Origin of the sequence: Arthrobacter sp. 2762 (assembly GCF_040548745.1) — a bacterium.
Taxonomy (GTDB): domain Bacteria; phylum Actinomycetota; class Actinomycetes; order Actinomycetales; family Micrococcaceae; genus Arthrobacter.
The window spans coordinates 67,887-85,897 of record NZ_JBEPSI010000014.1; the positions used below are offsets into that span (position 1 = coordinate 67,887).

Annotated in this window: 12 protein-coding genes; 7 read left to right on the forward strand and 5 right to left on the reverse strand. The window is 63.4% G+C overall.

What is annotated here, in order from left to right; translation table 11 throughout:
* Window positions 1-15: 15 nt before the first annotated feature.
* On the reverse strand, window positions 16-1,467 hold the full coding sequence (locus ABIE18_RS20595) for an amino acid permease (RefSeq protein WP_499724393.1): 1,452 nt from the start codon (window positions 1,465-1,467) through the stop codon (window positions 16-18).
* A 388-nt stretch (window positions 1,468-1,855) separates the two neighbouring features.
* On the opposite strand from ABIE18_RS20595, the gene ABIE18_RS20600 reads away from it, so the two are divergent.
* The 5 genes from ABIE18_RS20600 (at window position 1,856) to ABIE18_RS20620 (ending at window position 8,754) form a co-directional block, all read left to right on the forward strand.
* Window positions 1,856-3,472 (forward strand): PucR family transcriptional regulator, encoded by a 1,617-nt coding sequence (locus ABIE18_RS20600; protein ID WP_442016479.1) that lies wholly within the window; start codon window positions 1,856-1,858, stop codon window positions 3,470-3,472.
* A gap of 4 nt (window positions 3,473-3,476) precedes the next feature.
* Complete coding sequence (locus tag ABIE18_RS20605) at window positions 3,477-4,388, forward strand: glutaminase (RefSeq protein WP_499724383.1); 912 nt, start codon at window positions 3,477-3,479, stop codon at window positions 4,386-4,388.
* A 142-nt stretch (window positions 4,389-4,530) separates the two neighbouring features.
* Window positions 4,531-5,808 (forward strand): uroporphyrinogen-III C-methyltransferase, encoded by a 1,278-nt coding sequence (gene cobA, locus ABIE18_RS20610; RefSeq protein ID WP_499724384.1) that lies wholly within the window; start codon window positions 4,531-4,533, stop codon window positions 5,806-5,808.
* A 17-nt stretch (window positions 5,809-5,825) separates the two neighbouring features.
* Entirely contained in the window at window positions 5,826-7,292 is a 1,467-nt protein-coding gene (locus ABIE18_RS20615) for an FAD-dependent oxidoreductase (protein WP_499724385.1), read from the forward strand.
* 82 nt (window positions 7,293-7,374) lie between these two features.
* Window positions 7,375-8,754, forward strand: a complete 1,380-nt coding sequence (locus ABIE18_RS20620) for an MBL fold metallo-hydrolase (RefSeq protein WP_499724386.1) — start codon at window positions 7,375-7,377, stop codon at window positions 8,752-8,754.
* Window positions 8,755-8,783: 29 nt separating this feature from the next.
* On the opposite strand, the gene ABIE18_RS20625 is transcribed toward ABIE18_RS20620, so the two are convergent.
* The 3 genes from ABIE18_RS20625 to ABIE18_RS20635 form a co-directional block, all read right to left on the reverse strand.
* A complete protein-coding gene (locus tag ABIE18_RS20625) occupies window positions 8,784-9,464 on the reverse strand; it encodes a FadR/GntR family transcriptional regulator (protein WP_499724387.1) in 681 nt (226 codons plus the stop codon).
* The gene (locus ABIE18_RS20630) at window positions 9,461-10,741 is read right to left on the reverse strand and encodes an MFS transporter (protein ID WP_499724388.1); all 1,281 of its coding nucleotides are present in this window, start codon (window positions 10,739-10,741) and stop codon (window positions 9,461-9,463) included. The genes ABIE18_RS20625 and ABIE18_RS20630 overlap by 4 nt, the downstream gene beginning before the upstream one ends.
* A gap of 76 nt (window positions 10,742-10,817) precedes the next feature.
* Complete coding sequence (locus ABIE18_RS20635; RefSeq protein ID WP_499724389.1) at window positions 10,818-12,260, reverse strand: PucR family transcriptional regulator; 1,443 nt, start codon at window positions 12,258-12,260, stop codon at window positions 10,818-10,820.
* Between the two features lie 146 nt (window positions 12,261-12,406).
* Between ABIE18_RS20635 and ABIE18_RS20640 the strand changes: the two genes are divergently transcribed.
* Together ABIE18_RS20640 and gabT are read left to right on the forward strand one after the other, a co-directional pair.
* Complete coding sequence (locus ABIE18_RS20640; RefSeq protein ID WP_442006669.1) at window positions 12,407-13,837, forward strand: gamma-aminobutyraldehyde dehydrogenase; 1,431 nt, start codon at window positions 12,407-12,409, stop codon at window positions 13,835-13,837.
* Window positions 13,838-13,896: 59 nt separating this feature from the next.
* Window positions 13,897-15,252: a 4-aminobutyrate--2-oxoglutarate transaminase gene (gene gabT, locus ABIE18_RS20645; RefSeq protein WP_499724390.1), complete on the forward strand. Its 1,356-nt coding sequence runs from the start codon at window positions 13,897-13,899 to the stop codon at window positions 15,250-15,252.
* 146 nt (window positions 15,253-15,398) lie between these two features.
* On the opposite strand, the gene ABIE18_RS20650 is transcribed toward gabT, so the two are convergent.
* Entirely contained in the window at window positions 15,399-17,840 is a 2,442-nt protein-coding gene (locus tag ABIE18_RS20650; RefSeq protein ID WP_499724391.1) for a polysaccharide lyase 8 family protein, read from the reverse strand.
* Window positions 17,841-18,011: the final 171 nt, after the last annotated feature.

Consider the following 18,011-nt stretch of genomic DNA (forward strand, 5'->3'; position numbering starts at 1 on the left):
GACGTGTTTTCTCTTTCAAACTGAGGGCGGGTTCAAAGCGGACTGCTCATTACGGATTCGGCCGCGGTGGGCATACCAGCCGCCCACCAGCAGCGGTGCCAGTACCAGAAGGGAAGCGAGCACCCATCGGCCTGTTTCCGAGAAGCCCATGGTGATCAGGACAAAGGCCAGGAATCCGAGGGTGAGATAGGAAGTAAAGGGTGCGCCGAAGAGCCGGAATGCCGGCCTGGTGACTTTGCCGCTCCGCACCCACGCCTGCAACTTGATGTGGCAGAGCATGATGGTGGCCCAGCCGCCGATGATGCCCAGCGCAGAGACCTCGAGCACGATTTCAAAGACCTGCGACGGAACGATCGCATTCAGCGCCACGCCCATCAAGGTGATGACGGCAGTCAGCAGGATGCCGCCGTAAGGGACACCGGAAGCGCTGATTCGGGCGGTGAAGCGGGGAGCTGAGCCCTTGATTGCCATGGAGCGCAGGATCCGGCCGGTGGAGTACAGGCCAGCATTGAGGCTCGAGAGGGCGGCGGTCAGAACCACGAAGTTCATCACGGAGGCCGAGATCGCGCCGGCCTGGGGATCGCCGAGGTGCGAGAAAAAGGTCACGAACGGCGATTCGCCGGACTTGTAGGACGTGAAGGGCAGCAGAAGGGAGAGCAACAGGACCGAGCCGACGTAGAAAATGCCGATACGGAGCACCACCGTGTTGACGGCTTTGGGCATGACCTTGTGCGGGTTGGCGGTTTCGCCGGCGGCCGTGCCTACCAGCTCAACTGCTGCGTACGCGAAGACGACGCCGCTGATCGCCAGAAGCGGCGCCACCGCACCCGTGGGGAAGAGGCCGCCGTTATCGGCAATGACATTCAGGCCGGGAACGCCCACATCCGTCCGCCCCCCGAGGACAATGAAGCAGATTCCGACGACGAGGAAGGCCACCAGCGCACCCACCTTGATGAGGGCGAACCAGAACTCCATCTCGCCGAAGATCTTCACGGACACAAGGTTCAACGCCAGCACTACCACCAGGGCGATCAGGGCGATGAGCCATTGCGGGACGTCATTGATCGGCTGCCAGAACTGGCCCCAAAACTTCACGTACAGGGCCACTGCGGTCACATCCACGATTGAGGTCATGGCCCAGTTCAGGAAGTACAACCAGCCAGCCGTGTACGCCATTTTCTCGCCATAAAACTCGCGGGCGTAAGAAACGAACGAGCCCGAAGCCGGACGGTAGAGAACCAACTCGCCCAATGCGCGCAGGATGAGGAAGGCAAAAAATCCGCACACCGCATACACCAGGACCAAGGCCGGGCCTGAACCATTGAGGCGGCCGCCGGCTCCCATGAACAGCCCGGTGCCGATCGCGCCGCCTATGGCGATCATTTGGATCTGGCGGGGCTTGAGGGTCTTCCGGTAGCCCGATTCTTCCGTTGAAAAATCCTGGCCTGGCTCCTGGCCAAGAAGCAGGGTGCCGGCCTCGTCGGGCCGGTCGGGGGCAGCAGAATGCTCTGAAACTGACGTGGGTATCACTTGGGGGTCTCCTTTGACTCCGGCGCCGCCGTCGGCAGCTCAACAGTCCCAAACGGCACAGATGTGTTGTCTGACACGGCGCAACACACAGTGTTTGTGGCGTTGGGGACAGTAAATAACTCTAGATCTCAGGCGAATCGCGCAAATTGGCTGGGGAACCAAATTCAGGACCCGGCTCTTGTGCTGGCTGGACAACACTGGTGTCCTGAAGGCCCGGTAATGTTTCTGGCTGTGCGCGATTGCGCAGGAGCATGGGCAGGACTTCTTCAATGGCGAAGGACGTCCGGTTGACCCGAATTGAATACGAGAGGAAGCGATAGCTTCGTTGAAGGCCCTGGACATTGACGACGACGGCGTCGTCACCTTGCTGAGCGATGTACTTGAAGACCTGGGCGTGGACAACGCACGCTTGTTGCTTGCCCCGGACGCGGACAACCTGACAGTTCGTGAAACGGTCATTGTGGACGCAGAAGATGAGGATGCCACTCGCCCTGGGTCCTTGGTGATGCTCATCGGCGCCCGTGGACGTGTGGCGCTGCCCGCAATCCGCCGGATCATCAGCGACAGGCCCACGGCCGTCGCGGTCAAGGGAAACGAACGTGAACTCGAAGCCGTGGCGGAACTGCTGCAATCCACCGGTATCGGATTGGTGGCCGTAGCCCCCGGCCTTCGCTGGGACAAGTTCGAGAGCGTCGCCGTGGACCGTATCCGGGAACGCGGTGTATCGGGGGAGAACCCCACCACGGTGCACAGGGACTTGTTCGCCATCGCCCAAACAACGGCAACGTTGACCAACGGCCACGTAGTCATCGAGGATCCGGGAAACAGGGTCCTCGCCTACTCGCCTGCGTCCAACGATGTTGATGAGCTCCGGCGCCTGTCCATCCTGGCGCGGCGCGGACCCGAGCGGTACCAGAAACTCCTCAAGGAATCAGGCGTCTACAAGCACCTTCAGGCCACCGAGGAACCCGTCCATGTGGATGCCAACCCTGAGGCCGGCCTTCGGGAACGCGTGGCCATTGGCATCCATGCGGGAAGCCGGGTGATGGGCTACATCTGGCTGCAGGAAGGCGCAGAGCCGTTGGCCGCGAACACCGACAGGCTGATGATCGGCGCTGCCCGGCATGCCGCGATTGAACTGGTCCGCCACCGCAACCAGCAATCCCAATCGATGCGCGAAGACCGCGTGTCCAGCCTGCTCAGCGGTACGGCACAGGTTCACTCGCAGGCCCAGTCGGCGGGCATAGACCCCTCCAAACCTGCGGCATTGGTGCTGATTTCAGCAGGCGGATTGGACCAGAGCGCCCCCGGTCAACAGCTCCGCAGGGGTGAGCTCTCCAACCTCGCCTCCATCCACGCGGCGGCGTACCGTCCAGGAGCAGTGGTGGGAGCCTTGGGCACGGAAACAGCGATCATCCTGCCCGATCTGGACCCGGTAAAGTCCCTGCCCGCGATCAACCGGCTGGTCAACACGATTGTGCGTGACGCCACCACGCACCTGCACTTCCAGGTCCAAGCCGCCGTGGGCCCGATTGTTCCGCGGCTCGACGCCCTCTACGCCACGCTTGACCACGTCCGCAGCGTTCTCAAGGTGCTGCAGAGCACCCCGTCGATCCGCGTTGCCTCCTACAGGGATGTGGAAACCACGGTCCTCACCAACGAATTACTGGATCTGCTGGAAACCCGGAAGGGGCTACGCCACCAGGGCATAGCGAAGCTCTGCGACCGCTACCCGGAGTTCGCTTTGACACTGCTCACGTACCTCGAATTCTTTGGCGATGTGAACCGCTGCGCCGAGGAACTGGCCATCCACCGCAACACCGTCCACTACCGGCTCCGGCGCGCGTGCGAAGAGGCAGGGCTGGACCTGCAGTCCGCCGACGAACGATTGCTTGCCCATCTCCAGATACGACTTTGGACCTACGCAGAGGCCAGGAGCTAGAACCTTGGACATCCAGAATCTCCTCGACGACATCGTCGGGGCAGTACAGCCGCACGTCGGCCAGGGCAACGTGGCCGATTACATTCCGCAGCTGGGAGCCGTGGACCCACACCAGTTCGGCATCTCCGTCGCAACCCGGGACGGTGACGTCTACTCATCAGGGGACGCGCATGTGCCCTTCTCCATCCAAAGCATTTCCAAGGTCTTCGCGCTCGCCCTGGTGCTGGCCTTCGACGGCGATGGCATCTGGAAGCGCGTCTTCCGTGAACCTTCGGGCAACCCCTTCAACTCACTGATCCAGTTGGAGAGCGAAGAAGGGATTCCCCGGAACCCCTTCATCAACGCCGGCGCGATCGTCGTCAGCGACCGGCTCCTCAGCGTCACGGGAAGCGCAGCCTTGGCTGTCCGCGACTTGATGCGCCGCGAAACCGGCAACTCCACTGTGGCCGCGGACCACTACGTAGCGGCATCAGAACTCCGCAACAGCCACCGCAACGCCTCCCTGGCCCACTTCCTGGCCAGCTGCGGCAACCTGGAGAACCCCGTGGAAGCCGTCCTCGAGTCCTATGTGGAGCAGTGCGCCCTGGCCATGACCTGTGAAGACCTGGCGCTCGCAACCCGGTTCCTCGCCGCCAACGGGGTTGGAGCGGACGGCACCCGGTTGCTGTCCCCAGCACAGACCAAACGGATCAATGCCGTCATGCTCACGTGCGGGACCTACGACGCCGCCGGGGAATTCGCGTATCGCGTGGGCCTTCCGGGGAAGAGCGGTGTTGGGGGCGGAATCGTCGCAGTGGTTCCCAACAGATGCGCCATCAGTGTGTGGAGCCCAGGCCTTGGGCGGTCCGGGAACTCGGTGGCAGGGGTGGCTGCCTTGGACGAATTCACGACGCGCACGGGCTGGTCTGTTTTTTAGCGGCACAGTTTTTAGCGGAACGGTTTCCGGACGTTTGCCGGCGGAAACAAGGGATGACGCATATGTGACGCTGGATTACCCAGCGTTACCGGGTGTTTCCGAGCCTTTGAAGCATATTACGGGCCCGCCCTACAGTTTTTTTATGGCAATACAGGACATTTACCCCACGGCACTGCGGCTGCTCGGCCGCCCAGTGCTGGTTGTGGGCGGCGGGCCCGTCGCGGAGCGCCGTGCCAAGGGGCTGCTCGACGCCGGTGCGAAAGTCACCGTGGTCGCTCCCGTTGCCTCCGAAAACCTCCGCGGACTCGCCCACGCTGGACTCCTCACCTGGGAGCCGCGCGAGTACCGCACGTCAGACCTCGACGGCGTCTGGTTCGTTCAGACCGCCACGGGCACTGCCGCTGTGGACACCCAGGTAGCAGCCGACGCCGAAGCCCAGCGCATCTGGTGCGTCAACGCCTCGGACCACGAATCCTCAGCTGCCTGGACGCCCGCAGTGGCTGTGGTGGATGACGTCAAGATCGCCATCAATGCAGGGGGAGACCCACGCCGCGCCATGGCGCTTCGCGATGCTGTGGCCACTGCACTGGAAACCGGTGACCTGCCGCTCCGTCGTCACCGCAAGCCGGACGCTGCCGGCAAAGCGCCTGCTGGTTCTGTTGCGCTGGTTGGCGGCGGCCCTGGCGACTCGGGACTCATCACAGTCCGGGGTCGACGCTTGCTGGGCCAGGCCGACGTCGTGGTTGCTGACCGTCTTGGCCCGCGCGAGCTGCTCAAGGAACTGGCTCCAGACGTCCGCGTGATCGAGGTCGGCAAAACGCCGGGCCATCACCCCGTGCCGCAGCTTGAGATCAACCGGATCCTCGTTGACGAAGCCCTCAAGGGCAACCGCGTGGTCCGCCTCAAAGGCGGCGATCCCTACGTGCTGGGCCGCGGTGGCGAGGAAGCAGAATTCTGCCGGCAGAACGGCGTCGAGGTTGAAGTGGTCTCCGGCGTGACGTCGGCCATTTCGGTTCCTGCCGCTGCCGGTATTCCCGTCACGCATCGAGGCCTGGCCAAGGGCTTCAGCGTTGTGACCGGTCATGAAGAGCTTTCCGAAGTGCCTGCCCGGCCGGATCACACTGTGGTTTTGCTCATGGGCGTGGCTCAATTGCGCGATTCCGCGGCTGCCCTGGCTGGCTCGGGTCTGCCTTTGGACACTCCAGTAGGTATCGTTGAGAACGGGTATTTGCCGGATCAGCGCGTCACGATCGGCACGTTGGGATCCATCGCGGACCAGGCTGAAGCCGTCGGCGTGGCCAATCCCGCGGTCATCGTGATCGGCGATGTGGTCCGTGTCAGCCCCTTCGCCCCACAGCATTTCAAGACCGCTGACTACAGCACGATTACCCCCAACCGTCCCCGCGTCCGCACCAACTGAGAAGAAGGAACACAGCCGTGTCAATTAGCACCCCCGTAGGTTCTGCGGACCGTCCGCTTCGCGTCGCCGTCATCGGCTCCGGCCCTGCCGGCGTGTACGCAGCAGACATCCTGACCAAGAGCGAGGCCGTCAAGAGCGGCGAGCTCAACGTCAGCATCGACCTCTTCGACCGCTACCCGGCACCGTATGGCCTGATCCGCTACGGCGTCGCTCCGGACCACCCCCGCATCAAGGGCATCGTCAACGCCCTGCATAAGGTCCTGGACCGCGGCGACATCCGCTTCTTCGGCAACGTTGACTACGGCACCGACATCTCCATCGAGGACCTCCGCAAGCACTACGACGCCGTCATCTTCGCCACCGGCGCCATCAAGGACGCGGACCTGAACATCCCGGGTATCGAGCTTGAAGGCTCCTTCGGCGGCGCTGACTTCGTCTCCTGGTACGACGGACACCCGGACGTTTCCCGCGAATGGCCGTTGGACGCCAAGGAAATCGCCGTCCTCGGCAACGGCAACGTGGCCCTTGACGTCGCCCGCGTCCTCTCCAAGCACGCTGACGACCTCCTGGTCACCGAAATCCCGGACAACGTCTACGCGGGCCTGAAGAATTCCCCGGTCACAGACGTTCACGTCTTCGGCCGCCGTGGCCCGGCACAGGTGAAGTTCACCCCGCTGGAACTCCGCGAACTCTCGCACTCCAAGGACGTCGACATCATCCTCTACGCCGAGGACTTCGAATTCGACGAAGAGTCAGACCGCCAGGTCCAGACGAACAACCAGACCAAGACCATGGTTGGCACGCTCACCAACTGGATCGCCGAGCAGCCCGAGGACCTCTCGGAGCTCAAGGCCTCGCGTCGCCTCCACCTGCACTTCCTGCACAGCCCGGTTGAAATCGTCGACTCCCCGGAAACCCCGGGCAAGGTTGCGGGCATCAAGTTCGAGCGCACGGAACTGGATGGCACGGGCAACGCCCGCGGCACCGGCGAGTTCGTCGACTACCCGGTCCAGGCCGTGTACCGAGCCATCGGCTACTTCGGTTCGGCCCTGCCGGACGTCGAGTTCGACCACAAGAAGGGCGTCGTGACCAACGACGGCGGCCGCGTCCTTGACGCCGACGGTCAGCACGTGCCGGGCCTCTACGCGACCGGTTGGATCAAGCGTGGTCCGGTGGGCCTCATCGGCCACACCAAGGGTGATGCCCTTGAAACGGTGACGTACCTCTTGGAGGACCGCGAAAACCTGCCGTTCGCCGAGGTTCCTGCGGCAGACGCCGTCGTGGATCTGCTCGACTCCCGCGGCGTGCAGTTCACCAGCTGGGAAGGCTGGCTGGCTCTGGACGCCCACGAGCTCGCGCTCGGCGCAGCAGCCACTGAGGCCGGCGGCTCCCACGGTGTTGAGGTCACGCGTGAGCGCATCAAGGTTGTGCCGCGTGAGGACATGGTCAACATCTCCCGCGACGGCGTAGCCGCGGAAGTTTAATTTCAACGCGGGGTCACACTTACGCACCTTTCCGGGCTGCCGGATGGTGCGTATGTGACCCCGCGTTGCTTTAACCTGAGGTATGGACGTCGTCGTCATCGAAACACCCCAGTTGGGGGACCGGAGCTACTTGGTGCATGACGGCCGAGTGGCCTTGGTGATCGACCCCCAACGGGACACCGATCGGATAGAGGCGGCAGCGAGGGAAGCCGGCGTCCGGATCACCCATGTGGCCGAAACCCACCTGCACAACGACTACGTCACTGGCGGATTGTTGCTCGCCGAGGCACATGGCGCCGCTTACCTGGTCAATGCTGATGACAATGTGGAGTTCACACGCGTTCCCGTCACGGACGGACAGGTGCTTCACGTCGGCCGGCTCACTGTTAAGGTGGTTGCCACGCCTGGCCACACGCACACACACCTCTCGTACGTGGTCCGGGACGACACGCACGACGGCGGCCCTGAAGCTGTGTTTTCCGGCGGCAGCCTGCTCTACGGTTCAGTTGGGAGAACGGACCTCGTCTCGCCCCACGACACTGCGAAGTTGGCCCACGATCAGTATTCATCGGTCCGGCGACTCGTGGATCTGGCGCAACCCGAGGCATTTCTCTATCCAACACACGGCTTCGGTTCCTTTTGCTCCGTGGGGCCCTCCAGCAAGGTGACTGCCTCAACCATCGGCGAGCAAGCCGCGGCCAACCATGCCCTCACGGATCCCAACGAGGACCATTTTGTGGCCGAGTTGTTGGAGAACATTACAGCCTATCCGGCCTACTACGCGCACATGAGCCCCCTCAACGCCGCCGGCCCCGGTGCAGCGAACTTGCAGGTGCCTGATTCCGTGGACGCCGCAGAGCTGAGCCGGCGTTTGGGGGCGGGGGAGTGGGTGGTGGATCTGCGGCACAGGGTGGCCTTCGCAGACAGCCATCTCCAAGGCAGCGTGAGCTTCGAATACGGTCGGGGCGATAACTTCACCAGCTATCTCGGATGGGTGATCCCGTGGAATCAACCCCTTACCTTGCTGGGCCCGTTGGATGAGGTGGAGAAGGCGATCCGCGATCTGGCGAGGATTGGCATCGATGGACCGGATGCCGCCGTCGGGCCTGAGTCGGGTGATTCGGGTATCGGCGCCTTGGCGCCGGACACTCCCCAAGTGAGCTACGAGCACGGGGACTGGGCTGCACTCCTCAAAGACCGGGAGCCTGGGGACGTGGTGCTGGACGTTCGCCGCCCGGAGGAATACAAGGCCTCGCACGTCATAGGAGCGCTCAATGTTCCGGTCTATGAGTTGCTCGGCAGGATCACCGAGCTGCCGGACACCAGGATCTGGGTGCACTGCGCCACGGGATACCGGGCGAGTGTCGCAGCGAGTCTCCTGGATCGGGCGGGACGGGACGTGGTGCTGATCAACGCGCGGTTCAGGGACGCGGCCGGGGTGGGAATCGAGACCGTGCCTTAAACCGGGACCGTGCCTAAGACGGCAACGGACTAACGAGGGGTTTTGTCTGCGCAGAAATCCAGGTTCCGGTAGACGCTCCGGACGGCGGCGTCGGGATCGTGTGCTTCCAGCGCATCCACCAGTTCGTCGTGGCCCTCGCGGGGGATGCCGTTGAAGCCTTCCTTGCGTTGCTGCCGGAGGAGATCGTTGTGGAAGACCCCGCCAAACGAGACATAGAGCTGATGCAACAGCGGATTTCCGGACGCCAGGGCAACGCGTTCGTGGAATTCCCAATCCGCGCGGGCCCAGGTGGGGTAGTCCTCGGACTGCCACGCGTCATGGCGCAGGGCCAGAAGGCGGCGCATCTCAGCCAGGTCTTCGACAGTGGCGTGCTTGGTAGCAAGGCGGGCGGCCTGAGTGTCCAGGCCAAGCCGCACTTCCACGATGTGTTCCTGGGTGTGCTCCAAGTACATACGCTGCGCCGCGCCGGACATCTCACTATTGGCACGCACGTATGTGCCGTCACCCCGGCGGACTTCGAGCATGCCCGAGTGCGCCAATGCCTTGATGGCCTCGCGGAGGGTTCCCCGCGAAACGCCCAGGCTTGCCATGAGTTCAGGCTCTGCCGGGATGCGCTCCTGGAGCGGCCATTCGCCCGATTTGATCATGTCCCGCAGCTTGGCGGTGATCTCCTCGGCGAGGGCCGGGCGATGCGAAGGGGTAAGGGTCATGCTGTCCTCGGTCCGGTCTTGGTGGCAGTGCGCTTGCTCGTGAGCATGTGGCAGGTAACCATGAGCGCCACCGCCACGATGGACAGCAAGCTCAAGGGCAGCGCCCAGCCGCCCGTTGCGCTGTGGAGCAGCCCCATGCCAAAGGGGCCAATTGCCGCAATCAAGTATCCCAGCGATTGGGCGATCGTGGAGAGCGCGGTGGTTTCCGCCGTCGACCGTCCGCTGCGGCTGATGATTACCAGGACCAGCGGGAAGATGCCCAAGCCAAACCCAAAGAGCACGGCGGAAACGAATGCCAGGGAGGTCGGCAGCCAGATCATGGCGGCAATGGCAACCAGGGTGGAGCTGCTTGCGAGGTAGAGGGCAGGCCGCAGCATTCCGGGCCTGGAACCGAAGGCGAGCAGGATCATGCCAGCGGCCACGGAGACCAGCTGCATGATGCCAAACTGCAGCCCGCTTTCGGAGGCACTGAGGCCCTGGGACGTGAGGATGTAAGCGAACCAGCTCATCACGGCATAGGCGAGGAAAGCCTGGAAGGTGAAGATGGCGGTGATCAGGATGCCCAGGCGGGTGCGGAGCAGGGGCCACATGGATACTCGCGGACGGTCCGTCTTGGTGGAATTCCGGTGCGAGTGCAGGACCACCGGCAGGAAGCCGAGCAGCGCTGCGACACCCAGGACGCCCCAGGCGGCAAGACCCATCGATGGCGAACCGAGCTGCTGCGCCAAGGGAACGCTCACTGCCGCTGCGAAGGTAGCGCCACCGGACATCGTGAAGGTGTAGAGGCCGGTCATCATGGAGGTGCGGTCCGCATAATGCTCGCGAATGAACGACGGCATGGCCACGTTGCAGACGGCAAGTCCGGACATCGCCAGGACCGTTCCGCCGAGGAGCGCACCGGTGGCCGGGACGCCGCGCACCAGCAAACCTCCAGCGAGCAAGGCCAAGGCGATGGCGATAGCCTTCTCCACACCCACGCGGCGGGTCAGCCACGAGGTCCCCATCCCAGCAACCGCGAAGCACAGCAGCGGAATCGAGGGCAGGATTGAGGCCACCAAAGCGCCGTAGCCCAACACTTGCTGCAGCTCATGGAAGAGCGCCGCGGCGCTGGTGATGCCGGCGCGAAGATTCAGTCCGATGAGCACCACGGCAATGATGCCGACGACGGCGACGACGCGCGTCTTGGGAACTGCCTGGCGTTGGTTTGTTGCCGTAGAAGAAGTGGCAATCATAGGGATGTTTCCGGTGGTGGGGGTAAGAGGGGTCGTCGCAGCCATATCTAAAGGTTAGACGTTTGACGTTTAATGTCTACACTTTTGTGGCGAAGCTCTCCATGTACTTCCCAGTGGACTGCTAGCGCGGATTGCGCGAACCCAGGCGCTGCACCGCCAAGGCGAGCCAGAGCTGCACACGATCCTGGGTTTGCGATGGGTCGTAGCCCGTCAGTTCGGTGATCTGGGCCAACCGGTACCGCACGGTGTTTCGGTGCAGGGTCAGGGCTTCGGCGACGGCGGCGACGGAGCCGTTGTGATTTAGGTAGCTCTCCAGCGTGGCTACCAGTTCAGAACCGTGGGCGGCGTCGAACTTCCTCAACGGCGTGAGTGACTCGCTGGCCATGTCGGCCAACGGAACGTCCTCGCTCGCCAGCAGGAGGGACGTCAGGCTCAGCCGCTCGGGCTCGTTGACGGGTAAGCCGTGCGCCACGGCGTCGCGCGCTTCAAAGTAGCTCCAGCGCAGGCCGTTCGGCTTCGTATAGGCGCCGCCGATTCCAATCACAGCGTGGATTCCGGCCTCTTGCAGGTGATCGCTCAGGCTCTTGGCCAAGGCTGTCGCGGAGCTGCCGTCGTCGGTGATGACGGTGACCAGATCCTTCCCGACGACGGCGCTGACGCCGGCTTCCAGCGCCTGGGGCAGCGAGATGCTCACCAGTTGTTTATGGTGTGCCGTGGACTCCGCCACGAGCACCACGTTCTTCCTGGTGCTGTTGATTCCAACGCCAGCCAGACGGCGGGCTGCCTCTATGGTTTCCAGGGTCCCGTGGATGACGTCGTCCAGCACCTGTCCGGCCATGGCGCGCTGGGCCTGGCGCTGCTTGACCATGTTGTTCAGCTCAACACTGATGAGGTTTTGCGCATAGCTCACAATCCCCGAGTCCACAAAGGGCTGCCGCAACCACAGCGTGCAGGCGTCCCTGCGGCCGGTGGGGATCGGGTACGAAGCCCAGCCGTCCGCCGTCGGGGCCGGTTTTCCGGGGACGCTGTTGTAGAGCTGCGCGCTGAACTGGGTGAGGACGACATCAGTGCGCAGCATGCTGCCCAACTGTTTAAGGAGCTCGCCCAGGCCGCCGCCAGTAAGGAGCGATCTGGCCAGGATCTGGTGTCCGGCCAGAAGCCGTTCCAGGTTTGAGTAGTGGTCAGCCGAATGTGACTCGGCAACGAGCTTTCCGATCGCGATAAAGGGAATCTCGTAGGGTACTTCAACCAGGGGCAAACCCCAACGGTTGGCTTCGGCGATGAGCGCCTCCGGAACGGACTCGTGGGTGAGGCCGATGCCGAAGCCGATGCCCACCGCACCTGCCCGCTGGACCTGCCGGACGAATCGGCGCTGGTCGGCGGCGCTCTTCAGGCGCAGGCCAGTGGTGAGGACCAATTCCCCGCCGCTGAGGAAGCGTTGTGGATCCTCCAGCTCCGTCACGGCCACCCAACTGATGTCCTGGTTCCAGGTTGTTTCTGCGCTACCTGTTTTACGGAGCTTCAAGGATGGGACAGCGACGAGCGAAGAGAGGGACATTGCCATGGTTACAAGCGTAACCCGGCGCTGGTCAAGCGCACTAAGGAGGGCATGCCGGTGTGTGCAGCTGACTATTCCTTGGACCCCTTCGCTGGCATAGGCTCTGATCAGCTAAAACCCATGCCCCAGACACCGAAAGAGGGTTGCACACCGTGGTTCAAACCTTGCAGAACTTCATCAACGGCGAATTCGTTACGCCGGCAGGTACGGGTCTCCTGGACATCGTGAACCCCACCAACGGGGAGATCGTTGCCAAGTCGCCGATTTCGGTGCAGGCCGATGTTGACGCCGCCATGACCGCAGCCAGCGAAGCCTTCAAGACGTGGAAGCACGTTACGCCGGGCCAACGCCAGCTCATGCTGCTCAAGCTCGCCGACGCCGTGGAGGCCAACAGCGACGAACTCGTTGACGCCCAGCACCGCAACACCGGTCAGGTCCGGTCCCTGATCGCTTCCGAGGAAGTTGCCGCAGGTGCTGACCAGCTCCGCTTCTTCGCCGGTGCAGCACGCATCATGGAAGGCAAGTCTGCCGGGGAGTACTTCGAGGGCCACACCTCCTATGTTCGCCGCGAACCGATCGGCGTCGTAGCCCAGGTTGCCCCGTGGAACTACCCGTTCCTGATGGCAATCTGGAAGATCGGCCCCGCCCTTGCAGCCGGCAACACCGTTGTTCTCAAGCCCTCGGACACCACACCGGAATCCACCTTGGTCCTGGCCCGCCTCGCTGGCGAGATCTTCCCGGCCGGCGTGCTCAACGTCGTCCTCGGCACCGGCGAAACCGGCGCCATGATGGTTGACCACAAGGTTCCCGGTCTGGTGTCCATCACCGGTTCCGTTCGCGCCGGCATCGCGGTCGCCAGCGGCGCAGCCAAGGGTCTCAAGCGTGCCCACCTGGAACTGGGCGGCAAGGCTCCGGCCATTGTCTTCAAGGACGCCGACATCAAGAAGAGTGCAGCGGCCATCGCCGAGTTCGCCTTCTTCAACGCGGGCCAGGACTGCACGGCCATCACCCGCGTGTTGGTGGAAGACTCCGTCCACGATGATGTTGTGGCAGCAATGGTGGAGCACACCAAGACCCTGCACACCGGTTCGCAGAACGACGAAGAGAACTACTTCGGCCCGCTCAACAACGTGAACCACTTCAACGCCGTCACCTCGGTGGTGGAGCACCTCCCGGCCAACTGCAAGATCGAGACCGGTGGCCACCGTGCAGGCGAGAAGGGCTTCTTCTTCGAGCCCACCATCATCTCCGGCGCCAAGCAGACAGATGACATCGTGCAGAAGGAAACCTTCGGTCCGGTCATCACAGTCCAGAAGTTCAGCACGGAAGCCGAAGCGCTCGAGTTGGCCAACGACGTCGAATACGCCCTGGCATCCAGCGTCTGGACCACCGACCACGGCACGGCCATGCGCATGAGCCGCGACCTGGACTTCGGTGCGGTCTGGATTAACACCCACATCCTCCTGACGGCAGAGATGCCCCATGGCGGCTTCAAGCAGTCCGGCTACGGCAAGGACCTCTCCATGTACGGCGTTGAGGATTACACGCGCATTAAGCACGTGATGTCTGCACTCGATGCATAACCCGAATGCATAACGCGTTCGCGTAACCCGTACGAATTTCCCAGAAAGGCAACCACCCCATGACCACTACCGCGAACGAACTCTCGTACCGCATCGAGCAGAAGCGCAACATCAACGGCGCCTTCCCCGGCCCCAAGTCGCAGGCACTGGCCGAGCGTCGCTCCGCCGTCGTTGCTGCCGGCGTCGCCTCCGGTGTCCCTGTTTACGTTGAAGACGCCGACGGCGGCATCATCCGTGACGTCGACGGCAACTCCTTCATCGACCTCGGCTCCGGCATCGCCGTGACCAGCGTCGGCGCGTCCGATCCCGCCGTCGTCGCCGCTGTCCAGGAAGCTGCTGCGCACTTCACGCACACCTGCTTCATGGTGACCCCCTACGAGGGTTACGTAGCTGTGGCCGAGCAACTCAACCGCCTCACCCCGGGCGACCACGCCAAGCGCACAGTACTGTTCAACTCCGGCGCTGAAGCCGTGGAGAACGCCGTCAAGGTTGCTCGCCTGGCAACCGGCCGCGACGCCGTCGTTGCTTTCGACCACGCTTACCACGGCCGCACCAACCTGACCATGGCACTCACCGCCAAGGCCATGCCGTACAAGACCAACTTCGGCCCGTTCGCGCCCGAGGTCTACCGCATGCCCATGAGCTACCCGTTCCGTGAAGAGAACCCGGAGATCACCGGTGCCGAGGCTGCCAAGCGCGCCATCACCATGATCGAGAAGCAGATCGGTGGCGACCAGGTTGCCGCGATCATCATCGAGCCCATCCAGGGCGAGGGTGGCTTCATCGTCCCGGCCGAAGGTTTCCTCCCGGCACTGTCCGCATGGGCCAAGGAAAAGGGCATCGTCTTCATCGCCGACGAGGTCCAGTCCGGTTTCTGCCGCACGGGCGAATGGTTCGCCGTTGACCACGAAGGTGTTGTCCCGGACATCATCACCATGGCCAAGGGCATCGCCGGCGGCCTCCCGCTGTCCGCCATCACCGGCCGCGCGGACCTGCTCGACGCCGTTCACCCGGGCGGCCTCGGTGGCACCTACGGTGGCAACCCGGTTGCTTGTGCAGCCGCCCTCGCAGCCATCGACACCATGGAACAGCACGACCTCAACGGCCGTGCCCGCCACATCGAAGAGCTCGCCCTCGGCAAGCTCCGCGAATTGGCTGCAGAAGTTTCCGTGGTTGGCGACATCCGTGGCCGTGGCGCAATGCTGGCCATCGAGCTCGTTCAGCCCGGCTCCAAGGAACCCAACGCTGAGCTCACCAAGGCTGTTGCTGCCGCTTGCCTCCAGGAAGGCGTCATCATCCTGACCTGCGGCACCTACGGCAACGTGATCCGCCTGCTTCCGCCGCTCGTGATCAGCGATGAGCTGCTCACCGACGGCCTCGAGGTCCTCGCTGCAGCCATCAAGGCCCACGCGTAAGTCTCCACGCTTGTTTTGGGAGGAGGGCCGGGGTTTCCCGGCCCTCCTTCTTCTTTAACCGCCCAGTTCGCGGGAACGCGCCCAGCTTCGCTGGAGGTTACCCGGCGGTCTGGCACCTTTCCGGCGATCTCGACGGCGGAACGCGCCTAGGTGCCCAGGGTCAGGTTTTTCTGATGGCCATGTCCGTCGAGTTGGACCTCGATGACCAGGGGATCGGAGCTCACCAGGGCCACCCCAGGATCCGACTGAGCCAAGGTGCGCCACTGGGTCCCTGGCAGGGTGATCCGGACGCTGGACTGGGTCCGGGACGGATCTGCCACGGAGACAGCGAGCTGGTCCCCGGTTTGGCGGGATGCCATGGTGCATGGGCCAGAAGCCATACATCCACTGGCGGCGCCTCCGGCAAAGAAGTTGGCCAGCGTGAGCTTATCCCTGCCCACCTCAATCATGTGCACCTCCGCAGAGTTGGCCAGCACCTTCACGCCGGGGTTTGCGGATTCTGAGAACGTGACCTCATGGCTTGCGGCAGGCAACACCATGTATGCGTAGCCTGACCCCACAGGATCTGTGCCGTGGTGATGCGTGATGGTCACGTAATCCCGGGTGACGGGATCAGGGGACCCGCCGGTGTCTGCGCCCGAGTTGATGTCGTACCAGCTGCCCGTGCGGCGTACCACTGCCAGTTCCGCCGCACCGGAGACGCCCGGAGCATCCAGAAAAACGTAGCCGGCATGTCCGTCGAGGTGGAGTGATCGCTTCAAGGGCAGGGACGGATCCCCAGGTGCCAGGTTGCGGATCCTCGAATCCGTCCGCACTGCCGGCACGGACCCGATGGCAAAGGATCTGTTCTCGATGGTCGTCCGTACTGCCGCCCCACCCGTGCCCGTGATGGCGGAGCCCAGGCAGACCACTGCATCGTCCAGAAAGAACCATGACTTTCGGCCGGACAGCGTCTTGTTGTGGTTGAGGTGGTCCATGCCGATCACGCCCAAACGCCCGTCCACTGTGAGGCCACCAGCGAACGCCTGAAAAGCGCGGGGAATGCCGGTTCCTGCAGTGCCTGCTCCGCTGGCCCGCACTTGATCGTTGACGGTGGTCCCGGGAAGGCTATACGGGTCCACGGTGGGCCAGAAGTCTGCGCTGAACTGGGAGGGATCCTGGCGGGTGTAAAGGAAAGTCATGCCGTCGCCCTGGTACCAGCCAAGGTTGTTCTCACTGTTACCCCACTCATAGCGGCCGATGCGCTTGGACGAGAGGTTTACAGTGCAGCCCCACTGTGGCCTGTGGTGGACCAGCCGGTCCTGGTCGGCGAACATCCGGCTATACACCGGTGCCGGTGCTGAAACTACCGAGGAATCGGACAGGACGCCAAGCGACAACAAAGACTTTGCCAGGCTCTGCGTTGGATGCCCCACGAGTTTCTGGTCTGCACAGCGCTCGAGCCAGCCCTTGGCCAAGGCGAGGAACCTTGAACGGTAGGGCTCGTTGCAGCCGGGTGCCAGCAACAAGACGGCGGAGATTAGGGCAAAGCCGCTGACGTAGTCGGGCTCGCGCTGCCGGGACACGGCACGGCCACGGATGGTGTCCATGATGCGGCCGTCCCACACGAACGGGGCGTAGGTGTCCTCCACTGCGTCCAGGAGAACGGAACGCTTGGGGTCGTTGACTGCCCAGGTGCTTCCACCGAGCATCGCAATGATCTCGGCGATGCCAGCCAGAGCCACAACACCGTAGGTTCCGGCATATGGCAGATAACCGTGCTGCACGAACGAACCGTCTGTGTAGAAGCCATCGCCGCTGGTTACGTACGTGAACACGCTGTTGGTGCCGCCGCGGACGGTGTCACTCAATGCGTCCCTGCCAAGGGCTATGTCGTCCACATTGTTGTCCAGGATTCCGCGCATGCAGCAGGCCAAGGATTTATCCACGCGGTTTGCACCGGTCTCTGCGAGGGACGTGGCGCGTCCACGCCAATTCGGATTCGGAGCGAACCAACGGACCGCAGCCAGCAATGATGTCCGTAAGTCTTCCGGGACTTCTGCATACATCAGTGTGAGGATGTCCACCGTTTTGCGGGGTACGCCTATTTCCCAGAACCACCAGTTGCCGGCCGCCCGCATTCCCGGTTTGTAGGCGCTGTCACTAAGGAGATTCAGTCCAGCCACTATGTCTGCGGCCAATTGGGGATCGCGGGCGTAGGGATTTCCGGGGACTGCAAAGCCCAAGGCCATGTCGTAGAGGCGGTTGAAGTGCAGGCCCATGTTGCCTGTGGCGGCCGTTGACTGACCGATACCCGTTAGCGGAATGTCATTCCACAAGGACGTCCGGGTGGCGGACTTATCCATGGAAGTCCACCAATTTTCGGTGATTTTCCCCATTCCCTGCAGCTGGTTGGCAAGCTCCGGGATGCCCGCAGCACTTTGTCCTCCGGTGAGGACCAAGCGGCGTCGGTCTATGAGTTCCTGCAGTCCAGGTGCCGGTTCCGCAAACGCTGGAGAGGAATGGGAAAGCAGGGCACCGGCTAGTGCCGCGGCACCAGCAGTGCGGAAGAGGGTCCTACGGCTCAGTGTGGGTCCATTGGGGTTCAAAACGGCTCCGTTCAAAACTGTTGCCCGCACCGCCCGGCCCACCCAACTGGCTGGCAGTAGTGGGGGGTGGGGGGGGGGGGGGGGGGCCCCCCCACCCGGGGCCGGCCGGCGGGGGGGGGGGGGGGGGGGGGGGGGGGGGGGGGGGCACTTTTGGAGAAGAGAAATAGGTGT

Excerpts from the sequence above, each read along its gene's own strand:
- ABIE18_RS20635 (WP_499724389.1), bottom strand. The coding sequence starts at position 12,260 with ATGGCAATGTCCCTCTCTTCGCTCGTCGCTGTCCCATCCTTGAAGCTC.
- ABIE18_RS20630 (WP_499724388.1), bottom strand. The coding sequence starts at position 10,741 with ATGGCTGCGACGACCCCTCTTACCCCCACCACCGGAAACATCCCTATG.
- ABIE18_RS20620 (WP_499724386.1), top strand. The coding sequence starts at position 7,375 with ATGGACGTCGTCGTCATCGAAACACCCCAGTTGGGGGACCGGAGCTAC.
- ABIE18_RS20625 (WP_499724387.1), bottom strand. The coding sequence starts at position 9,464 with ATGACCCTTACCCCTTCGCATCGCCCGGCCCTCGCCGAGGAGATCACC.
- cobA (WP_499724384.1), top strand. The coding sequence starts at position 4,531 with ATGGCAATACAGGACATTTACCCCACGGCACTGCGGCTGCTCGGCCGC.
- gabT (WP_499724390.1), top strand. The coding sequence starts at position 13,897 with ATGACCACTACCGCGAACGAACTCTCGTACCGCATCGAGCAGAAGCGC.